13 protein-coding genes and 2 pseudogenes are annotated in these 20,533 nt (G+C 69.0%); 6 read left to right on the top strand and 9 right to left on the bottom strand.

Going from position 1 to position 20,533, the window contains the following annotated elements; genetic code table 11:
- From C7C56_RS30845 to C7C56_RS01650, 6 genes and pseudogenes are all read right to left on the bottom strand, one after another.
- Positions 1–146, bottom strand: a pseudogene (locus C7C56_RS30845) (TetR family transcriptional regulator); the annotation flags it as partial.
- 216 nt (positions 147–362) lie between these two features.
- Complete coding sequence (locus tag C7C56_RS01670) at positions 363–1,715, bottom strand: hybrid sensor histidine kinase/response regulator (RefSeq protein WP_106755771.1); 1,353 nt, start codon at positions 1,713–1,715, stop codon at positions 363–365.
- Between the two features lie 71 nt (positions 1,716–1,786).
- On the bottom strand, positions 1,787–2,533 hold the full coding sequence (locus tag C7C56_RS01665; protein WP_106755769.1) for a 2OG-Fe dioxygenase family protein: 747 nt from the start codon (positions 2,531–2,533) through the stop codon (positions 1,787–1,789).
- Between the two features lie 219 nt (positions 2,534–2,752).
- A complete protein-coding gene (locus C7C56_RS01660) occupies positions 2,753–4,861 on the bottom strand; it encodes a TonB-dependent receptor (RefSeq protein ID WP_106755768.1) in 2,109 nt (702 codons plus the stop codon).
- A gap of 4 nt (positions 4,862–4,865) precedes the next feature.
- Positions 4,866–5,360, bottom strand: a complete 495-nt coding sequence (locus C7C56_RS01655; protein ID WP_106755767.1) for a DUF6702 family protein — start codon at positions 5,358–5,360, stop codon at positions 4,866–4,868.
- A 1-nt stretch (position 5,361) separates the two neighbouring features.
- The gene (locus C7C56_RS01650; RefSeq protein ID WP_106755766.1) at positions 5,362–7,752 is read right to left on the bottom strand and encodes a M1 family metallopeptidase; all 2,391 of its coding nucleotides are present in this window, start codon (positions 7,750–7,752) and stop codon (positions 5,362–5,364) included.
- A 238-nt stretch (positions 7,753–7,990) separates the two neighbouring features.
- Between C7C56_RS01650 and C7C56_RS01645 the strand changes: the two genes are divergently transcribed.
- Positions 7,991–10,291, top strand: a complete 2,301-nt coding sequence (locus C7C56_RS01645) for a CHASE domain-containing protein (protein WP_106755765.1) — start codon at positions 7,991–7,993, stop codon at positions 10,289–10,291.
- A 14-nt stretch (positions 10,292–10,305) separates the two neighbouring features.
- On the opposite strand, the gene C7C56_RS01640 is transcribed toward C7C56_RS01645, so the two are convergent.
- From C7C56_RS01640 to C7C56_RS01630, 3 genes are all read right to left on the bottom strand, one after another.
- Positions 10,306–11,145, bottom strand: coding sequence for a phytanoyl-CoA dioxygenase family protein (locus C7C56_RS01640; protein WP_106755764.1), 840 nt, complete (start codon positions 11,143–11,145; stop codon positions 10,306–10,308).
- Between the two features lie 97 nt (positions 11,146–11,242).
- Positions 11,243–12,307 carry a M29 family metallopeptidase gene (locus tag C7C56_RS01635; protein ID WP_229457881.1) on the bottom strand — a complete coding sequence of 355 codons (1,065 nt, stop codon included), beginning with the start codon at positions 12,305–12,307 and terminating at the stop codon, positions 11,243–11,245.
- 84 nt (positions 12,308–12,391) lie between these two features.
- On the bottom strand, positions 12,392–12,703 hold the full coding sequence (locus tag C7C56_RS01630; RefSeq protein ID WP_106755763.1) for a hypothetical protein: 312 nt from the start codon (positions 12,701–12,703) through the stop codon (positions 12,392–12,394).
- A gap of 350 nt (positions 12,704–13,053) precedes the next feature.
- Between C7C56_RS01630 and C7C56_RS01625 the strand changes: the two genes are divergently transcribed.
- The 5 genes and pseudogenes from C7C56_RS01625 to C7C56_RS01605 all read left to right on the top strand — a co-directional run.
- Positions 13,054–14,532 (top strand): hypothetical protein, encoded by a 1,479-nt coding sequence (locus C7C56_RS01625; protein WP_106755762.1) that lies wholly within the window; start codon positions 13,054–13,056, stop codon positions 14,530–14,532.
- Positions 14,529–16,031 carry a hypothetical protein gene (locus C7C56_RS01620; protein WP_106755761.1) on the top strand — a complete coding sequence of 501 codons (1,503 nt, stop codon included), beginning with the start codon at positions 14,529–14,531 and terminating at the stop codon, positions 16,029–16,031. The genes C7C56_RS01625 and C7C56_RS01620 overlap by 4 nt, the downstream gene beginning before the upstream one ends.
- 129 nt (positions 16,032–16,160) lie before the next feature.
- Positions 16,161–16,598, top strand: a complete 438-nt coding sequence (locus C7C56_RS01615; RefSeq protein ID WP_229457879.1) for a hypothetical protein — start codon at positions 16,161–16,163, stop codon at positions 16,596–16,598.
- Positions 16,599–16,703: 105 nt separating this feature from the next.
- Positions 16,704–20,321 (top strand): tubulin-like doman-containing protein, encoded by a 3,618-nt coding sequence (locus tag C7C56_RS01610; RefSeq protein WP_106755759.1) that lies wholly within the window; start codon positions 16,704–16,706, stop codon positions 20,319–20,321.
- A 12-nt stretch (positions 20,322–20,333) separates the two neighbouring features.
- Positions 20,334–20,533: pseudogene (locus tag C7C56_RS01605) on the top strand (hypothetical protein); the annotation flags it as partial.

Here is a 20,533-nt window from a genome sequence, read left to right as displayed (position 1 = left end):
ATCTCGCGCGTCGAGGTCTTGGCGAAGCCCTGTTCGGCGAACAGGCGCATGGCGGCCAGCAGCAGCCGTTCGCGCGATTGCGCGCCGTCCGAGCGCGTCTTGCGCAGCTCGTCGGGTTGCTGGTCGGTGGGGAGTTTGTTTTCCATGGCGCGATTAGACCATATAAATCAAACGATTGATATAACTTAATCGTCTGTTTAATGTAATCACTTGCCGCCGCGGCGTTACAGGGTGGGTTTTGGCCTACGTAGTTTTACCGTATTGCACTGCAACATAAAGGGCGCTATATTGAGTCTGTCTCCTCCGGTTTTCGCTTGAAGATTGGAATTTCGCCCGCGCCGCAAGGACCGCGGGCGTTTTTTTTAGCGCGGCTTTTTCAGCGCCAGCGTGAACGTGCTGCCGCTGCCGAATTCGCTCTCGAAAACCAGCTTTCCGCCCAGCAGACTGGCCAGGTTCTGGCACAGGTACAGGCCCAGCCCCGCGCCCTCGGCGTGCCGGGTCGAGGTCGAGTCGAGCTGCGAGAAGGCCTGGAACAGCTTGGGCTTGTCCTCGGCCCGGATCCCGGCGCCGGTGTCGGCCACGCTGAATTCGGTCACGAGCGCGCCGTCCTCGCTGCGCTGCGTCAAAGCGACCCGCACCCCGCCCCGCTCGGTGAACTTGATCGCGTTGCCGACCAGGTTGAGCAGGATCTGGGTCAGCGCGCGGCGGTCGGACTCGAGCATGACCGCCTCGTCCGGCAGCGCCAGCGTGAGCGCGAGCCCCTTTTGCTCGGCCAGCGCGCGCAGCGACTCGCATGCCTCGCGCACCACCTCCTGGCACAGCAGCTTGTCGTGCGTGAGCGTGATCTTGCCGGCCTCGATCTTGGCGACGTCGAGCATGTCGTTGATCAGCGAGAGCAGGTGGCGCCCGCTGTTGCGGATCGTGTTGAGCTGCTTGTCCTGGTCGACCGTGAGCGGCCCGGGCAGGCGCATCAGCAGCGCCCCCGTGAAGCCGATGATGGCGTTGAGCGGGGTGCGCAGCTCGTGCGACATGTTGGCGATGAACGCCGACTTCATGCGGCTGGCCTCGGCCAGCTCGAGGTTCTTGAGGGCGATCTCGCGGTTGATCGCCTCGAGCTCGGCCGCGTGCTCGGTCAGGCGCATGTTCAGCTCGATCACCTGGCGCTCGCGCGCGTGCAGCTCGCCGTTGACCTGCACCGCCTGCTCGTAGGTCGAGATCAGGAGGTCGAGGATCTGCTGGCGCTCGGCGTTGATGAAATGCTTCTGGTTGCCCAGGTAGAGCGCGATGCCGATTTCGACATTGGTGTCCTTGCGCAGCTTCTGGTTGACCAGCATCTGGCCGATGCGGTTGAGCAGGTACTCGTCGGCGTAGGGCTTGCGGATGAAGTTGTCGGCCCCGCATTCGATGCCGCGGATGATGTCCTTCGGATCGTTGAGCGAGGTCACCAGCACCACCGGGATCTCGCGCAGCGCGGGGTCGGACTTGATCGCCCGGCACAGCTGGTAGCCGTCCATCTCGGGCATGACGATGTCGGACAGGACCAGGTGCGGGCGCCGCTCGCGGATCGCCGCCAGCGCCAGCTCGCCGTTGCCGGCCACCCGCGTGTGGTAGGCGCGCGAGCCGATCAGGCGGCGCAGGCGCTCGGCCTGGGTCGGACTGTCCTCGACGATGAGGATTTCGATATCGTCAGCTTGAATCCGGTAACTCGCTTCCAAGTCCATCTCCTTTAGGCGCGCCTTGCAACGTTCCCACGACTATATCGGATTTGCCCGCCGAACACAGAAAATCAGGCGTCCGGGGCGCCGTCGCCCTGGAAGGCGCCGGCGCGCCAGGTCAGCACCAGCGTGTCGCGGTGGCCGCCGGGGCCGGCCGGCTGGATCGGGGTGGTCTCGTGGATCACGGCGGCGTCGTCGAGCAGCAGCAGGGTCCACGGCTCGAGAAGCGTGAAGCGCTTGCCGCCGGGGCCGTCGGCCTCGAAGACGCGCGTCTCGCCGCCCTTGATGTTGGCGCGCCCGACCAGCAGCACGGCGACGAAGTCGACCCCGTCGCGGTGCGCGCCCTCGGGCGTGGGACGGCCGATGCCGCCCTCGGTGTCGATCCGGAACTGGTGCGCCTCGACGTACCAAGCCGGTGTCGGGCGCAGCGCCGCGCAGGCCTCGCCGAGCGCGCCGAGCAGCTTGCCCCAGCCCGGCAGCGCCAGCGTGCTCGGCTCGACCGGGTCGAACAGGCGGTGCATGCCGCCGTGCAGGGCGTTGTATTCGAGCGGCTGCCAGTGGGCGCGGTGCGCCACCTGGGTCAGCGCGCCGCCGCGTTGCACAAAGCAGGCGTGGCGCCGGCGCCGGTAGCGCCCGCCATCCTTGAGGAATCGGTCGGGCGGCAGCGTGTTCCAGCTGGCGCCGAGGGCGGCGAGTTCGGCCGGGGTGCAGCCGGCCAGCGCGCACACGTCGGCCGGGCGCAGCAGCGCGTAGCCGTGCTCGCGCAGCGCGGGCGCGAGCAGCGCGGGGTCGGTGTAGGGGGGGGCGGTGGTGGACATTGCTAAACGTTCAATTGGTCAGGCGGCAAGCGTAGCATTTTTCGGCGCGCGGCGTGGCGACTAGGAGTCGTCAAAAATAACTGTAACAATTGGAGCGGTCCTGGCGGGCGCGCTGCTGCGTTGTTCGTCGTCGCCATAGCTCGCTATGACTCCTTCTCGCGCCTTGCATCGCGGCGCGCCAGAGCCGCCCAATTGTCACACTTATTTTTTCACGGCTCCTTAAAAGTTTTTCACCAGCGTCAGGCGCAGCGCGCGCGGCGCCAGCGGATGGAAATGGACGTCCTCGCGCGCGGCGGCCTCGCCGTCCATGCGCGAGGCGTAAAAATAGGCGCTGGCGGCGCCTTGCCGGTTGCCCAGGTTGATGCCTTCGAGTTCGAGCCGCAGGCCGCCGCCGAGTTTGCGCGCGAGGCGGCCGCTCAGTGTCAGGCCGCCGCCGGCGCGCACGCCGTTGTCGTCGGTCAAGGGGCGCGGCCCGGCGTAGCGCAGCCGCAGCGCGCCCGACCAGGCGCCGAGCCGCTCGAACACGAGTCCGAACTGGCCGACCCCTTCGACGGCGCCCGGAATGAAGCGCGCCCCGGGATCGTGCGAGGGGGACTGCGCGCCGGACTGCAGGCCGGACCGCGCGCCGGAGCGCGCCCGCGCCCGGGTGTAGGCGAGGTCGAGGTCGGCCGATAACCACTTCGCGATCTTGTAACGCGCCGCCAGTTCGATCCCCGCGCGCCGGCTCGGGCCGCCGGCTTGCGTGGTGCCGGCGTCGCCCGCGTAGGCCAGCTCCGAATCGAAATCGAGCCGGTACACGGCCAGCGCGCCCTGCAGGTTCGGCGTGAACACGCGCCGCATGCCGGCCTCGGCGCCGCGGGTGCGCACCAGCCCGGGCACGCTGTCGGCCGGCAGTCCCGATGCCGGATCGACCCGCGCGACGGTGGCGCGCGCGTCGTTGCTGCGAAAGCCGTTGCCCAGGTTGAAATACAGCTCGGTGCCGCCCCAGGGGCCGAGGACCAGGTTCAGCGAGGGGCTCGCCAGTTGCGCGCGCGCCTTGCCCGAATTGGCGGCGCGGTCGCTGCGCACGTCGAAGCGGTAGTGGTCGTGGCGCAGACCGGCCACGCTGCGCAGCACCGGGCTCCAGCGCGTGTGGGCCTCGAGGTACAGGCCCGCGCTGGCCTCGCGCACGTGGTCGGCGCGGGTGGTGGCGAGGCGGCGCCGCGCGCGCGTGGTGTGCAGGGCGTTGATGATATTGTCGTTTTGCAGCTTCAGCCCGAGCGTGACCTCGGTGGCCCGGCCGGCGGCGTGGCGGTGCCAGGTGTGGCTGGCGTTGACGCCGCCGGTGACGCGCCGGTCGGGCTGGTTGAACTGGTCGCCGTCGACCGGGTCGTTGAGGAAGTACGTGAAGTTCGAGTACAGGTCGAGCCGGTTCTCGATCAGCCAGGCGCTCACGCGCGACGCGGCCGCGTCGCCGCTGCGGCGCCAGTTGGCCGAGACGCTGGTGCGGCGCGCGCCGCCGCCGGCGCTGGCGTCGAGCGTGCCGAAGCGGTCGACGAGCCCGCCGTCGACGGCCCGTTGCGGCACCATGTCGCTCGCGTTCCAGTGCGCGCGGTAGGCCATCGCGCTGACACTGAAGCCGTTGTTGGCGAAGCCGCGGCTGTAGCGCAGCACCGCGTTGGCCTTGCGGTAGTCGTCGGGGCGCTTGAACGGCCCGTCGTTGCGCAGCAGTTCGAGCGCGTACAGCAGCGCGCCGCCGCCGAGCGCGGGCGAGTCGGCGACCAGCGCGCGCGCGAAGCCGTCGCTGCCCACGGTGGCGCTGGCCACGCCCCCGGTGAGCCGGTTGGCGTAGCTGATCGCGGCGCTGCCGGCCGAGGCGAAGTCGCCCTCCCTGGCCGAATACGGGCCCTTTTTGTAGTCGAGCCGCGCGGCCAGTTCGGGGATCAGGAAATTGAGGTCGGTCCAGCCGTGGCCGTGCGCGTGGCTGCGCTGGTTGACCGGCATCTCGTCGAGCGTGGTGCGCAGGTCGGTGCCGTGGTCGAGGCTGACCCCGCGCAGGAAGAACTGGTTGGCCTTACCCTCGCCGCCGCCCTGGCTGACCACCACCCCGGGCACCGCCTCGAGCAGCTCGCCCGGGCGCGCGAGCGGGCGCAGCGCGAGCAGCTTGTGGCCGACCGTGCCGGCGCTGCCGGCGTCGTGCACCCCGAGTTCGCCCGCGCGCGCGCCCTCGACCAGCACGCGCTGGAGCAGCGGGTCGTCGGCCCGGCACGGCTGGTGGGCCAGCACGGCGGGCAGGGCCAGCACTGCCGCGAGCGCGATCGGCCTGATGGGGGCTGACGCTGCCGTCATTGCGTCAGGGCAGGTCGGCGCTGCGCTGCTCGCGGCCGAAGGTGAGCGTGCTGCTGGCCGCGCCGCGCCGGATGTTGACGGTGTTGACCTGGCCGGGCAAAAAATCGGTCAGCACTTCGTCGTGGATGCGGCGCAGCTCGGTAGGCGCCACGTGCGCGAGCTCCTGGTAGATCATCACGCGCTCGGTGTCGACGCGCACCCCGACCCATTGTAGTGGCAGGCGCCGCCCGTCCGCGCCCTCGAGCGCGAAGCGCTGCTCGACATAGGCGCGCAGCACGGCCTCGTCGTCCGGTTCGGCCAGGTCGAACTGGCGCTGGTACAGGTTGGCCAGCAGCGCCTCGACGTCGTGCGTCATATAGGTGTGCACGATCTCGGTGCTGCCGGTGGCCGGGTTCAGGCCGATGTCGGTCATTCCCACGTGGAAGCGGTGCGCCTGCGCGCCCAGCGCCGCGCACAGCAGCGTGGCCGCGAGCGCGGCGCGCAGGCGGGTCGCCTCCATCTCAGTCGGCCCTCTTGTCGCCGTCCTTGTCGCCGTCCTTGGCCGCGTCCTTGGTCTTGAGCGGCGTCTTGAAGTCCTTCATCAGGTCGCCCTGTCCCTTCTCGGTCTTGAACAGCTCAAGGCGCGACGGCGTGATCTTGCGCGGCCAGGCGTTGTTGCTGGTGTCGATGTCGGCCGTCTCCCAGTACGGGTCCTGGGTCAGGCCCACCATCGGCTTGTCGGTGATGATCAGCTTGGTGATCTTGGCGGGCGAGTAGCGCCACACCTCGGCCGGAATGCGCTCGATGTATTTCTTGCCGCCCGCCAGTTCGATCTCGAGCACGAGCGGCGTCACCAGCCCGCCCAGGTTGCTGAAGTCGACCAGGTACAGGTGCTTGCCCTGCGCCAGCAGCGCCTTTTCCCAGTCCTCGAGCTCGGCGACCGTCTGCTGGTATTTGTTGCGGTCCTTGTTGGTGACGGTGAAGTCGTCGTGCGCGTTGTAGAAGTCCTTGAGCTCGGGCCGCGTGTCGACGCGCCGCGCCATGCCCTTGTTGCGTTGTTCGGTCAGCGACACCGGCTCGGCGTCGCGCTGGGTCCTTTTCCAGGCCTTCTCGGTCTCCGGGTTCTTTGTGCTCACGCCATACTCGGTGATGCCGTCGACGCTCACGTCGACCGGGTCGGTGGTGTAGAACCAGCCGCGCCAGAACCAGTCGAGGTCGGTGCCCGAGGCGTCCTCCATGGTGCGGAAGAAGTCGGACGGGGTGGGGCGCTTGAACTTCCAGCGCTGGGCGTACTCGCGGAAGGCGAAGTCGAACAATTCGCGTCCCAGCACCGTCTCGCGCAGCACGGTCAGCGCGGTGGCCGGCTTGGCGTAGGCGTTCGGGCCGAACTGGAGCACCGACTCCGAATTGGTCATGATCGGCACCTGGTTCTTGCTGCGCATGTAGTCGACGATCTTGCGCGGCTCGCCGCGCGGGCGCGGATAGTCGGCCTCCCAGGCCTGCTCTGCCAGGTCCTGCACGAACGTGTTGAGGCCCTCGTCCATCCACGACCACTGGCGCTCGTCGGAGTTGATGATCATCGGGTAGTAGTTGTGGCCGACCTCGTGGATGATCACGCCGATCAGGGCGTACTTGGTGCGCTTGGACCAGGTCAGCTCGCCGGTCTTTTTGTCCTTGGTCGGACGCGGGCCGTTGAACGAGATCATCGGGTATTCCATGCCGCCGACCGGGCCGTTGACCGAGATCGCGGCCGGATACGGGTAGTCGAACGAATACTTGTTGTACTGCTCGATGGTGTGGATGATCGCCGCCGTCGAGTACTGCTCCCACAGCGGGTTGCCCTCCTTCGGGTAGAAGGACATGGCCATGGTGTCGGTGCCGTCCTTCTTGTAGCCCTGCGCGTCCCAGATGAACTTGCGGCTGGTCGCGAAGGCGAAGTCGCGCACGTTTTTGGCCTTGAAGTGCCAGGTCTTGGTGGCCGTGCTGCGCGACTTCTCGGCCGCCTCGGCTTCCTTCTGGCTCACGATGATGACCGGCTTGCTGGCGCCGCGCGCCTGGCGCAGGCGCTCGCGCTGGGCCGCGCTGAGCACCGCGTCCGGGTTTTGCAGCTCGCCCGTGCTGGCCACGATATGGTCGGCCGGGACCGTGATGCGCACGTCGTAGTCGCCGAATTCGAGCGTGAATTCGCCGGCGCCGAGGAACTGCTTGTGCTGCCAGCCGGTCACGTCGTAGTAGGCGGCCATGCGCGGGAACCACTGCGCGATCTCGAACAGGTCGTTCTTGTCGTCCTTGAAGCTCTCGTAGCCGGAGCGCCCGCCGAGCACTTTGGCGTCGTTGATCTTGAAGTTCCACTCGACGCTGAAGCTGGTCTTGGCGCCCGGCCCCAGCGGCTGCGGCAGGTCGATCCGCATCATGGTCTTGTTGATCATGTGCCGCAGCGGCTGTCCGCCGGCGCCCTTGACGGCGGTGATGTTGAAGCCGCCATCGAAGCTGGCGCTGTCGAATATGCGGCGCAGGCCGTCGAACTTGAGGCCGTCCTCGTCGCTCTTGGCGCGCGCCCAGGCGTCGCGCGACTGCACCGTGCCGGAGGTGCGCGCGTCCGAGTCGGCCCTGAAGATGTTCTGGTCGAGCTGGAGCCACAGATAGCGCAGCGTGTCGGGCGAGTTGTTGTGGTAGGTGATGGTGCCGGCGCCGCTGATGGCGCGCCCGGGCTCGTCGAGCGTGGCGCGGATGCTGTAGTCGGCGCGCTGCTGCCAGTAGGCGTGGCCGGGGGCGCCGGCGGCGTTGCGGACCGTGTTCGGGGTCGGCAGCAGCTCGTCGAGCTGGCGGAACTTGTCGTCGAAGGGCTCGGCCGCGACGGCGGCGGACAGGGCGAGGCACAGGGCGGCGAAACCAAACGGCAGACGTATCATGGTGACCAGGTGGTGGAGGGGGTGGATCGGGCTTGTGAAAAGTGCAGCATGGATTCTAGTCTTAGCCGATGGGCAATAGTTGTTTGGATTTGTAAAAAAGCTGAAACATCGGGACGGGGCCGCCGGGGACGCCGCTTGAAAGAGGGGCGGCATTGTCAAATTGGCGATTTCGGCGCGGGCGCCAAACGGTTATACTCGACCCGGTCGGCCGCCGGCCGCCCACTCTCCCGGAACCTCGATGCGCACACAAGGGTACCTCGCGTTTGTCTGCGGCTTGGTCGTCACGGCCGCGACCTGCCTGCTCGTGCTCGGCGAGCAGGACGCGCGCATGCGCGGCGACTTCCAGCGCGACGCCGACAAGGTCGCCAGCGACGCCAGCGTGCGCCTCCAGACCTATTTCGACATGTTGCTCAGCATTAAGGGCATCTTCTCGGTCGACGAGAACGTCGACCGTGCCCAGTTCGCCCGCTTCGTCGGTGAGCTCAACCTCGCCGAACGCTACCCGGGCTTCCAGGCGATCCAGTTCGTGCGCCGGGTGCCGGCGTCCCGGCTTGATGCCTTCGCCGCCGGCGTGCGCGGCGACACCTCGCTCGAGCCGGCCGGCTACCCGGCCTTCGAGATCCACCCCAGGGTCGCGCGCGGCGAGCATTACATCATCGAATACAACGAGCCCATGAAGGGCAACGAGAACGCCTTCGGGCTCGACCTGGCGGCGCTGGCGCCGCACCTGCGGGCCATCGAGATCGGGCGCGATACGGGCGCGGTGGTCGCCACCGAGCGCATCACGCTGGTGCAGGACGCGCAAGGCAGTGCCGGCTTCGTCGCGCGCGCCCCGATCTACCGCCGCGGCGCGCCGCTCGGCAGCGTCGAGCAGCGCCGCGCCGCGCTGGTGGGCATGGTCGCGATCGTCTTCAAGGTCGACCATCTGATGCGCGAGGTGGTCGATCCGGCGCTGCTCGGGCACATGGCGCTGCGCATCCACGACGCCGGCAGCGTCAGCGACGGCGCACGGCTGGCCGCCGGCCCGGCCACGATGCTGTTCGACACCTCCGGCGGCCGCGTCGACCCGGCCGAGCTGGCCACCAGCGCGCGCATCAAGGTCGGCACGCGCGAGTGGGAGTTCAACTTCAGCGCGCGCCCGGGCAGCCGCTACAGCGGCGAGCGCGGCGTCGTGTACCTGCTCGGCGCGGCCGGCGTCGTCGTCAGCGCCCTGATCGCCGCGCTCGTGCTCGCGTCCATGCGCGGGCGCCGCCTGGCCGCCAAACTGCGCCTGACCATCGACGAGCAGCGCGCCTTCCAGGACAGCGCCGGGGTCGGCATCGCGCTGTTCTCGGCCGGCACCATCATGCGCTGCAACCGCGGCATGGAGGAAATCACCGGCTGGCCGATCGGCGAGCTGACCGGCCAGCCGAGCACCCTGCTGTGGCCCGACGACAGCGCCGGCCCGTTCGCGCACGACGCCCACATCTGGCGCTGGCAGGGCGAGCTCGAACTGACCCGCAAGGACGGCACCCCGATCTGGTGCCTGGTCAACGGCAAGGCGCTCGACCAGAGCGACCTGTCCAGGGGCGGGGTGTGGGCGATCCAGGACATCAGCGACCGCAAGCGCACCGAGGCGGCGCTGGTGCGCGCGCGCGACGGCCTCGAACACAGCCTGTTCGAGCTCGAGCAGCAAAAGGTCAATGTCGAGACGGCGCACCAGGACCTGTCGTCGGTGCTGGGCACGCTCAAACAGGCCCAGACCAACCTCATCACGTCCGAAAAAATGGCCTCGCTCGGCTCCCTCGTGGCCGGCATCGCGCACGAGCTCAACACCCCGATCGGCAACAGCCTGCTCAGCGCCACGGCGCTGGCCGACATGGTCGTCGAGTTCGAGCGCAAGTACGCCGAGGGCGGCATCAAGCGCTCCGCGCTCGACGCGCTGCTGGCCGACGCCCGCACCGCCTGCGGCATCATCGCCAACTCGCTGCGCCGCGCCGCCGACCTGATCACCTCCTTCAAGCAGGTGGCGGTCGACCAGGCCAGCGACCAGCGCCGCAAGTTCGACCTGTGCGACGTGGTGCGCGACACGCTGGCCACCTACGCGGCCCAGCTGCGCCGCGCCAACTGCGAGGCGCGCGTCGACGCGCCCGCCGCGCTGATGCTCGATTCCTATCCGGGCAGCGTGGGGCAGGTGTTGTCGAACCTGATCAACAACGCGCTGCTGCACGCGTTCGAGGGCCGCGCCGCGGGCGTGATCGCGATCAGCGCGCGCGAACAGCCCGACGGTCAGGTCGCGCTGGTGTTTCGCGACGACGGCGTCGGCATGGGACCCAAGATCCTGCACCACGTGTTCGACCCGTTCTTCACCACCAAGATGGGGCAGGGCGGCTCGGGGCTGGGCATGAACATCGTCTACAACATCGTCACCGGCATGCTGGGCGGGAGCATCGAGGTCGAGTCCACGCCCGACAAGGGCACCAGCGTGACGCTGCGCCTGCCCAGGTCGGCGCCCAAGCGCGACGCCGAGGGCATGGAGCTGGCGCTGCTGGTGCGCTGAAGCGGCTGCCGGCCCTACTCGAAGCCGCGCACCGGCAGGCAATCGCCGCGCTGGATCCAGTTTTGTGGCGAATACGCGCAGCGGGCGTCGGTCGCGTGCAGGGTGTAGGCGTGGCGCGACACCGCCGAGCGGTTCGGCGCGCTGTAATGGGGCAGCAGGCCATGGAAGCACACCAGGCTGCCGGCCCTGGACTCGAGCGCAACGGCCACGCTGTCGTCGGGCCACGGCGTGGCGTCGAGCTTTTCCATGCGCACCGCGTCGCCCTCGCGCACGAAGCGCTCGCGCATCGGGCCGCGGTGCCCGCCCGGTTCGACCCACAGGCAGCCGTTGTCGACGGTGGCGTCCTCGAGCGCGAACCAGAACGTGGTCACGCTGCCCGGCGTGGTCTCGAAATACGTCGCGTCCTGGTGCCAGCGCACCTCGCCGCCGATGCCGGGCTGCTTGAAGATGTACATCGACTGCCACACCAGCGCCTCGGCCAGTCCGAGCTCGCGCGCCACCTGCGCGATCGCCGGCCCGCGCGAAAAGGCGTCGAACACCGGGTCGAGGTCGTGCAGCGCGTGGCCGATCTTGTTTATCGACAGCGCCTTCGACTGGCCCAGCTGGCCGTGCTGGTCGAACGCCTCCTCCTCGAAAAAGCAGCGGATCGTGTTATCGGAGCGCAGGAAGTAGTCGTCGGTGGTTTTTTCCTGTTCGCGCGTGCTGAACACGGAGCTGGTTTGGGCCGGATCGAACTGCTCGACGATTTGCTCGGCGCGGGCGCGCACCAGCGCGATCTCCTGCGCGCTCTTGAAGCCGGGCAGGACGATGTAGCCGTCGCGCGCGAATTGGGCGCGTTGGTCCGTGGTCAGCATGGTGGCACTCCCGCAATGATAGATCCAGCATTGTATTGCCTGCGGCGCTCGCGGCTTAGTTGGTCGCGGCTATAGGGCTTATACGAACCTAAGCGCGTCACACAATCCAGCCGCCGTCGCGGTACACCAGTTGCTGGTCCAGGTAGACCGCCTCGGTCACGGCGAAGATGTCGACGTGGTAGCGCGCGTCCTTGCGCTTGAAGCCCGGCTTGGTGTACACCCCGTGCTTGGCGCCGAGCGACAGATGGATGCCGCACATGCGCTCGTAGGTGCCGATGTCATTTACGCGCAGCTCGCGCGTGAACGCGCGGTTCATGCCGAAGCCCAGTTCGCGCACCCAGACCTCGCCCTCGTCGGCGGCGATGATCTCGAGCAGGCGCGCAAATTCCGGCGTGGCGTTGTCGGCCCCGGTGACGCGGCCCTTCTCGATGGTCAGGGTGATCGGGGTCTCGGGCCGGTTGACCATGTAGGCGGTGTCGCCGAACACGTGCACGCGCACGCGGCCGTTGACCGCCTCGAGGTCCTGCGCCTCGGTGAACACCTCGCCGATCGGGAACTGGCCTCCCACGTTGTGCATGTCGCTGTAGTCGCCCACATTGAGCTTGGCCGGTTCGAGCGGCGAATCGAACACCAGCGTCTCGCCGCCGCTGTCGACCCGCGCCGAGGTGGCGCTGTCGATCAGCGCCTTGAGCCGCCTGCCGACCCCGCGGTAGTAGAGCGGGTCGTAGGCCAGCGCGGCGATGTAGTGTTCGCCTTGTGATCCGGGCATGCGCGACAGGTGCACATGCTCGATCACCTTGAGGCCCAGCTTGAACAACTCGACCCGGATGCGGAACGCCTCGAGCCGGAAATTGGTGGACTGGATCAGCACCACGAGGTCGCGCGCGGCCATCGCCTTGAAGGTGGCCAGCACCTGTTCGGGGGTGACGTTGTCGAAGTCGACGAAGGTGGCGCCGGGCAGGTTGCGGCGGTAGCCCTCGGTCAGCGCGCGGGCCAGGTCGGAGCGGGCGTCGTAGACCACCAGCGCCGCGTGTTGCGGCCCGTGTTCGATGGCCACCGTGAGCACGTCGCGCAGGTGCGCGGCGGCCGCCTCGACCGCCGCTTCGGGAATGTCGCCCCAGGGGGGCATGGTGGAGGCGGCGGAATTGGCGGGGCGGGTCATCGGCGTCGAGGGTGTGGGCGGGCAAGGCATCATTATACGTGTCCCCGCCCGGCCCTTGGCCGCGCCAGCCCCCCGGTGGTGCGACTACTGGCAGCTGGATTTCTGGCCCATCACCTTGGCGAACGCGTCGGCCAGCAGGCATTTGTACGGATCGGGCGGAACGGCGTTCGGATCGGGCGGAACGGCGTACGGATCGGGCGGGACACCTTGCGCGCAGGCGCTCAGGCAGGTTGGCGGATTGTGTGCAGCGCGGTACGTCGGTGGATTGTGTGTCGTGCGGGCGGCCGAATTGGCGTCGCGCGCTGACGCGCCCGTTGCCGACTGCGCGCTCGCGGTGTGTGCGCTCGCAAGGGCGCCGATCAGCGCGCCGAGCAATACGAATTTCTTAACGATCATGCTTAACTCCTTTGTTGATGGCGGGCACGAGGGTCCGGTGTTTTCGCTGGAAACTTCATCTCGTCCAAACCATGTTTGGCGACGGATTCCATTGTGTGCGCCAGGCGGCGGGGCCGGCAGATACAGGGCCCGTTCTTCGGCATGGATACAGCGATGAAACCCGCGCCGCGCCCATGCATGCATATATGCATGCCCTATTAACGGCCCGAAATTCGGACCTTGGGGATGCGCCCGGATATACTTGGCAAACGGACGCCCCGGCGACGGCTTTGCGCTATATGATTTGACAAGTAACAGGATCCGGCCCCGTGCCGGTCAATCAATGTCCCCTAAACACCATGGCGAGTGAAATGGCAACACGTTGGGAAACCCCGGCCAGCATCTGGCTCGAGGACGAAAGCAGCGGCAGGTTCGAACTGTCGGCCACCGAAGGACTGGGCCGGGTCGACGGCCAGGCCCAGGCGCGCGCGCGCCTGCCCGATGTCGCCGCGCTGCTCGGCGCCTCGCTGCCGCTCGCCTGCCGCTGCTCGCCGATTTATCCCGAGGGCTTCGCGTACTGCCCGCAGTGCGGCCAGGCGCTCGACAAGCTGGCCGGCCGGGTCAAGTCGCAGCCCGACTGGTGGGGCCCGGCCGCGGACCAGTTCCTGCCGCGCCATGTGCCGCACGGCCTGCCCGTGACCTCGCTCGCGCTCGGCGACAGCCTCGAGGAGCGTCCCGCCGCGCCCGCGCCGGGCCGCGCCGATTGCGCCATGCCGGTGCCGCCCAACGCGCAATGCGTGTTCGCCGCCGCCGGCTTCGGCTTTCCGGTGCAGCGCCTGCTGGCGCTGGCCCACACCCGCAACGTGCTCCAGTACTGGGACCCGGCCGCGCAACTGTGGCATGTCATGGCCGCCGAAGACCACGCCGGCGCGCTCGACTTCACGGCCGGCGCCTACGGCTGGCTGCCGCCGTTAAATCCGCGCCGCGGCGAGGTCGCGCTGGTTCCGACCAGCGCCGGCCTGCGCCGGCTCTGGATCAATCCCGTCACCGAAACCTACCGCACCGAGGCGGTGTTCGACGCCGCCCTCGCGAGCGCGCCCGGCGCCGTGCGGCGCCATGTCGCCTGCCTGTTCAACAGCGCGGCGGGCACGCGCCTGTGGACCGCCCACAGCGATGGCTCCAACGTGGCGCTGCTCGACTGCGCGGCGCCGGCCGGGCGCTGGTCGCGCCCGATCGCCTACGACGGCGCGCTGCTGTGGTTGCAGCCGCTGGGCCAACTGGTCTGGCAGCCGGGCCAGGCCGCGCGCTGGATCGCGTGGCCGCGGGGCTGGTCGCCGCGGCTCGATTTCGGCGGCCCCACCCAGAGCCGCGACGGGCGCCTGTGGCACATCGGGCACGACGGCCAGGCCTACTCCTTCCTCGAACTCGGCGTCGACGGCGCCGAGCAGCAGCCGATCAGCGGCGCGCGCCTCGGCTTCGCCAACCTGCTGTTCCGGCGCGGGCACGCGGTGGTCAACGAGCCGTGGGAGAGCGAGCATGTCGAAGACCAGCGCGAGGACGACTCGCTGGTGCTGCCGCTGCTGCGCAGCTTCAACAACAACCGCAGCCAGCCTAGCGGGCTGGTGCTGCGCCTGCACAACTACACCGGCCGCGCCGAGGAGGCGCTCGGCGAGCGCGTGATCGGCCGCACCACGGTCGAATGGATCGGCAAGCGCAACGTCGTGCTCGACGAGGTCGTGCGCCTGGCGCGCCCGCTCGAGTGCGTCCCTTTCGTGTACGACAACTGCCTGTGGCTGCACCACCCCGACTGGAACCAGATCCGCGGCTGGCGGCTGGAAGAAATGGCATGACCGGCGACACCCCCAAGCTGCTCGCCGGCGCCCTGCTCGCCGGCGCCCTGCTGGCCGCCTGCGGGCCGGCGCTGGCCGTCTCGCAGGTGTTCCTGGTCCAAAATTCCGGCTGGATGGACCCGTTCTACACCGACCCGGCGTCGCGCTTCAAGCCGCTGGTGGCCGAACTGGTCATGGCCGTGAGCGCGCCGGGCGACCGCATGGTGCTCGCCGCCTTCAACCAGAGCCTGCCCGGCGCGCCGTCGCCGCGCGCGCTGCTCGCGCTCACCGTGGGGGCCGAGCCGCCGCGCGCGCGCGTCGAGGCCGCGCTGGCGCGGCTGCAAACGGCCCGAAAGCCGGGCGCCAGCACGCTCGCCGACACCGACCTGAACGAGGCGGTGAGCGCGGCGATCGGCACCGCGCTGGGCGGCAAACCCGGCCTGGTCTGGTTGTTCACCAACAACCGCAACAGCCCGAACAACGACCTCGCCACCGACCGCCGCAACCGCGAATTCTACGATCTGATCCACCGCGGCGACGCCATCGGGAAGGCGCTCGCGTTCCCCCTCAAAATGCCCGTGCGGGGCGAGCACTACAGCGCCAACGGCCTGATGGTGTATGTGTTCGCGGTCGGCGGGCAGGGCGTGCGCGAACTCGACGCGCTGCTCGCGACGGGGCGCATCGCGCGCGTGATCACCGAGCCGGCCGCGCGCCTCAAGCCGCTCGACCAGGGCAGCGTGCGCCTGACCCCGCGCAAGGTGGTCGACGCGCCCGGCCTGCGCTTTTCGGTGGGGCCCGGCGGCAAGCTGCGCGCCGACATCGACTCGAACGCGCGCGCGCCGCGCGCCAACATCGAATGGAACCTCGAAAACACGATGTACCCGTACACGATCACCGAGGCCACGCTTGGCGCGCGCTCGGTGCTGGCCGGGCGCGAACGCCCGATCACGCTCGCGCGCGCCGAGGTGCGCGACCTGGCGCCGGGCCGGCCGCAGCCGCTGTCGTCGGTGATGCAGCTGCCGGCCGCCGAACTGCCCGGAAAATGGTCGCTGCAGGCGCTGCGCACGGCCGGTTCGGCCTATGTGCTGCCGGGCCGGATCGAACTGCGCCTCAGCGGGCAGGAGTTGGCGCTGTCGCGGGACTTCCGGCGCCGCATGGCCGAATTGTTCCCGGGCGACCCGCTGCCCGAGATCTTCACGCCACCGGCCCGGATCAAGGGCTCCGAGGCCAGCCTCGAGCTCGAGGTGCGCGTCCATTACGGCATCGGCCCGCTGCTGGCCCTGATCGGCGCCGCGCTGGCCGTGCTGGCCGCGGCCGGCGGCGCCGCGCTCGCGTACGGGCGCCCGCGCCGGGTGCTGGTCACGGTCGAGGGCGAGCAGCGCACCGTGCGCACGCGCGCCGGCCTGACCCAGCCGCTGTTCGACAAGGCCGGCAACAAGGTCGCCGAGCTCCGATCGACTCTGTTCGGCAACCAGTTGCTCGACCTGCGCGAGGGCGCGCAGGTGCGCCTGGGACGCTGAGCCGCCGCGCCGCCGCGCCCCCGACACCACCGACATCACCGACAGCACCGACACTACCGACACACGATCGCCATTACAATAGCCACCACCACGACCACCAGCCCCGGGACCGCCATGCAAGAGAGCGCAATGAAAAACACGAACGCCCAGACCCCCGCACCGGACGCCGATCCGGGCTTCAAGCTGCCCGGCGAGGACGCGCCCGCCAAGCCGGCCGAGCCGGTCGACGGCATCAATACGATCGAGGTGGCGCCCGTGGCCGAGGCGCCCGTGGCCGACACCTCGTCGCGCGACTTGGCCGTGGGCGCCGTCGTGTTCGTCATTTTGCTGGTCGTGTATTTTTTCGTGCGCAACGCGTACGTGCACCACCTCGTGGTGCGGCGCGTGCCGCCGTCGAACGCCGGCAGCGCTGGCTCGCTGATGTTCGTCGGCCTGTGCTTCATGAGCGCGGCGGCGGTGCTGGCCATGATCAACGCGGGCAAATTCCTCACCTTCGCCATCACCGCCCCGCTGGTCGCGGTCGGGCTGATCGCGCTCGTCGCGGCCCTGTTCGTGGGCCGGCGCTGAGCGCCGCTTACCGCCGCTGAACGCCGCTGAGCGCCGCAAACCGCCGCTGGACGCCGTGTCGCCCATCTGGCGGCCCACACCAATTTTCACTAGAAAGACACCACCATGGCAGAATTCCCCGGCACCGCCAACGGCGATAAAAAAGCCGAGCTCAAGGTCGACCTGCGCCCCACGCTGTTCATCGGCGCCGGCGGCACCGGCATGGAGGTGATGCTGCGCATCCGCCGCCGCATCCTGGCCGAGGTCTGGAACAAGCACAATCCGACCCGGGTCGAATCGATCGCCCAGTTCCCGGTGGCGCGCTTCCTGCACCTCGACCTCGACACCAGCGCCATCATCGACGAGGGCAAGTCGCAGCGCACCGACCCCTGGTTCGAACTGGTCAAGCTGAGCGACGAGGAGCGCCTGGTCGAGCCGCTCGACATGCTGCAGTACCACGAGTCCGACGACAGCCTGGCGCGCTTCCCGATGATCGAGAACTGGATGCCGCTGCGCCCCAAAAAACTGCGCTCGCTCGGGATCGACCCGTCCAAGGGCGCCGGTCAGATCCGCGCGCTGGCGCGGCTCTACCTGTACGACAAATACCCCAAGCTGCGCGGGCGCATCAAGGGCGCGCTCAATTTCCTGGGCAGCAACGCCGGCAACGAGCGCAAGGACAACTACCAGCAGCTCGGCCTGCAGGTCGACACCTCGCGCTTCCGCATCGTCGTGATCGCCTCGTGCGCCGGCGGCACCGGGGCCGGCACCGCGCTCGACCTGGGCTGGATCTCGAAGGCGATCGCGCGCCAGGAGGTCTCCGACAACCAGGTCGACCTGGTGCTGTTTTTGCCGTCGGGCTACGCCAAGGCCAACAAGGAGCGCACCGAGGCCAACGCCTACGCGACCCTGATGGAGCTCGAGACGAGCATGCGCGACATGAACGCGCAGGTGCGCTGGATGGACCCCGACAGCGTGGTCGGCAAGGGCGCGCCGTTCGACGACGTCTATTTCGTCGACACCGCCAACCTCGCCAACAAGGCCACCGCCGACATCAAGGATTGCTACCAGATGGTGGCCGACACCCTGTTCGAGGACTTCGCCTCGGCCGATTTCGCCAACCGCAAGCGCTCGGTCGCGGTCAACCAGCAGCAGCACAAGCTTGGCCCGTTCAACCTGCGGGTGCCCGAGCAGCGCTTCGGCGACATGCGATTGTCGTACTCGAAGGTGTATTCGGCGTTCGGCCAGGCCGTGCTCGACACCCAGCAAAGCCTGCGCGACGACATCCGCGCCTACGAGCTGTCGGGCCTGATGGTCAAGGCCTTCTTCGGGCTGGCGGGGCGCGACGGCGCGGCCGCGCGGCGCGCCGGCGACGTCGAGCGCGACACCTTCATGCGCGAACAGATGTCGATGTCCGAGCGCCCGTTCGACGCCTTCCCCGACTTCCGCAAGGGCACCGTCGACGTCACCGCGTTCCAGGAGTACGCGCTCACCGACGAACTGCTGATGGACAAGGACCAGCGCTCGCTGCTCGAGCGCGTCGAGAGCCGGGTGCAGACCGAGATGGACCGGATCATGGGCGCCTACGACCTCAAGCTGTGGCGCGAGAAGGTCGCCGAGCTGCTGCCGCAGCTCGAGCGCGACGTCATCCGCGAGGCCGGCGCCACCGCCGAGACCAGCGAGGACCGCATCAAGCGCCACACCGCCGAGCTGCTGGGCAAACTCAAGGCGCGCGCGCGCAACCATCTGTATGCGCTGCTCGACGACCGCAAGCAGGGCGGGCTCGAATTCGTGCTCTCGCTGCTCGAGCAGATCAAGGCGCGCCTGCTGCAGCGCGACCTCGGCAACGCCGAGCGCAACGGCAAGCGCTACCGCGACATCCGCGACGCCCTGCGCACGCGCCAGGTCGAGGAATCGATGGGCAACCTGTCGCAGGCGGCGGCCAAATTGTTCGGCAAGGACGCGCAGGCGCGCGAGGTCATGACGCACCTCAAGCGCGACATCGCCGACTACCTGCGCTTCCACCTGCTGGCGGTGGCGGCCGGGCAGTCGATCGAGGTCATGCGCGCCGTGTCGAGCTGGCTGGGCGAGCCGCAGTCGACCGACGAGCAGGGCCAGCCGGTGTGGACCGGCATCGCCGGCGAATTCCAGGAGGGCCGGCGCTGCGTGCTGGCCATGCTCGGCGCGGTCGACCAGCGCATCGACCAGCTGCGCTCGGACGCGCGCCACGAGCACGCGACCTACATCAAGCTGGCCAGCGACGTGCTGCCCGAGCCGGTCAAACTGAGCGGCGACGTGAGCGCCTGGAGCGAGGAGGTGCTGCTCGAATTCGGCGGCTCGGCGCGCCTGTTCCCGCAACTGGGCGACGACAAGCTGCGCGCCGAACTGCTGCTCAAGCTGTTCCGGCGCGCCCAGACCCAGCTCAAGGTCGAGCAACTGGGCGAGGCCGAGGCGCCCGACCCGCTGCTCGAGCGGCTTTCCGCCATGGCGCCGCAGGAGCGCGCGCGCATCTTTAGCGAATGGATCCGCAGCGCCATGCCGTGGATTAACGCGCGCTTCTCGGCCGAGTTCACGCCCAACGCCGACCAGTTCAAGTGCTTCATCGGGGTCGGCGACGTCAACGCCTGGCGCAAGATGGAGCTCGAGATCAAGGCGGCGGTGCCGACCGGCTCCTTCCACGGCGACCTCGTCAGCGTGGTCAACACCGGGCTCAAGGGCAAGGCGGTGTGCTACATCGAGCTCTCGGGATTCCCGATGACGGTGCTGCGCGGGCTGCCGACCTGGCGCGCCTCGTACCAGATCGAAAACCAGAAGATCCCGACCCACCTGCATTTCGACGCGACCCGGCTGCGCCATCCGATCGCGCCGTCGATGGACGAGCTGAACCGCCTGGCCGACGACTACGAGTGGTTCCTGCAGGCGAGCGCGCTCGGCGTCATCAAGCGCAAGGCCGACCTGGCCGACCGCGAGGCGACCTTCCAGCCGCGCGGGCAGTACCTGTTCGAGGTCGAACCCGGTTCGGGCGAGTGGCTCCAGATCGGCAACGAGTTCGCGATCCGCTCGAACGGGCTGCCGGCCTACTACCGCGAGCAAATCATCGCCGCCGTGCGCGCGCGCCTGGCCGGCATGGGGCCGCACCGCCTCACGCTGCTAGCGGCCCTGATGCGCCATTACCAGCACCGCGTCTACGAACCCAAGCTCGAGGTCGACGAGACCGGCGCCCAGCTGCCGTCGCCGTCGCTGCCGAACATCACCGCGCGGCGCCTGTACGAGGCCTGGTTCGCGCACGCGCGCGCGCTCGAGCCGGACTTGTCGGGCAGGCATGTCGACGCCGCCACCGAGGGCATGCTCGAATGGACCGAGCCGGTCGCCGGTTCGGCCGCCGACACCTACGCGTGGGAGGTCGAGCAGGCGGTCGACAAGCGCGCGATCCGGCACGACTACCTGCGCGACGAGAAGGCGGCGCAAACGGCCACCATGCTGCGCGAGAAGCGGGCCCCGGCCGCCGCGTTGGCGCCGGCGCGCTACAAGGCCTTTGTCGGCGGCGCGCAGCAGGGGCCGTATTCGGTGCACGAGATGGCCGCGCAGATCGGCAGCGGCGCGGTCGGCCCGGCCACCAAGGTCTGGAATTTGCAGTGGGATCCGAAGGCGGACAAGTGGAGGGCGGCCGCCGAGCTGCCCGAGCTGGCCGCGTTGCTGGGCGCCGCGATTCCCGACCCTGACGACGACATCCCCGATCCAGATTAAGGCGCCACTATCGTGTTGAACAAGGAGAGCGGCGCCGCGCAAGGCGAAACGATCTACCGCTGCATCGCCCCCGGCTGCCTGCGGCCCTTGCCGCGCAGGGTCAAGTATTGCCCCTACTGCGGCGCCGGGCAGCAGCCGGGCGCGCCGCCGCGCGCAGCGGCGCCGCCCGCGCCGGTGGTGCCGGTGCGCGTCGCCGCGCCCATGCCGCAAAT

This window comes from Massilia glaciei, assembly GCF_003011895.2.
In the GTDB taxonomy this organism is placed as follows: domain Bacteria; phylum Pseudomonadota; class Gammaproteobacteria; order Burkholderiales; family Burkholderiaceae_D; genus Telluria_A; species Telluria_A glaciei.
Note: the sequence above shows the minus strand (reverse complement) of the source record. Positions and strands in the feature narration are given on the sequence as shown.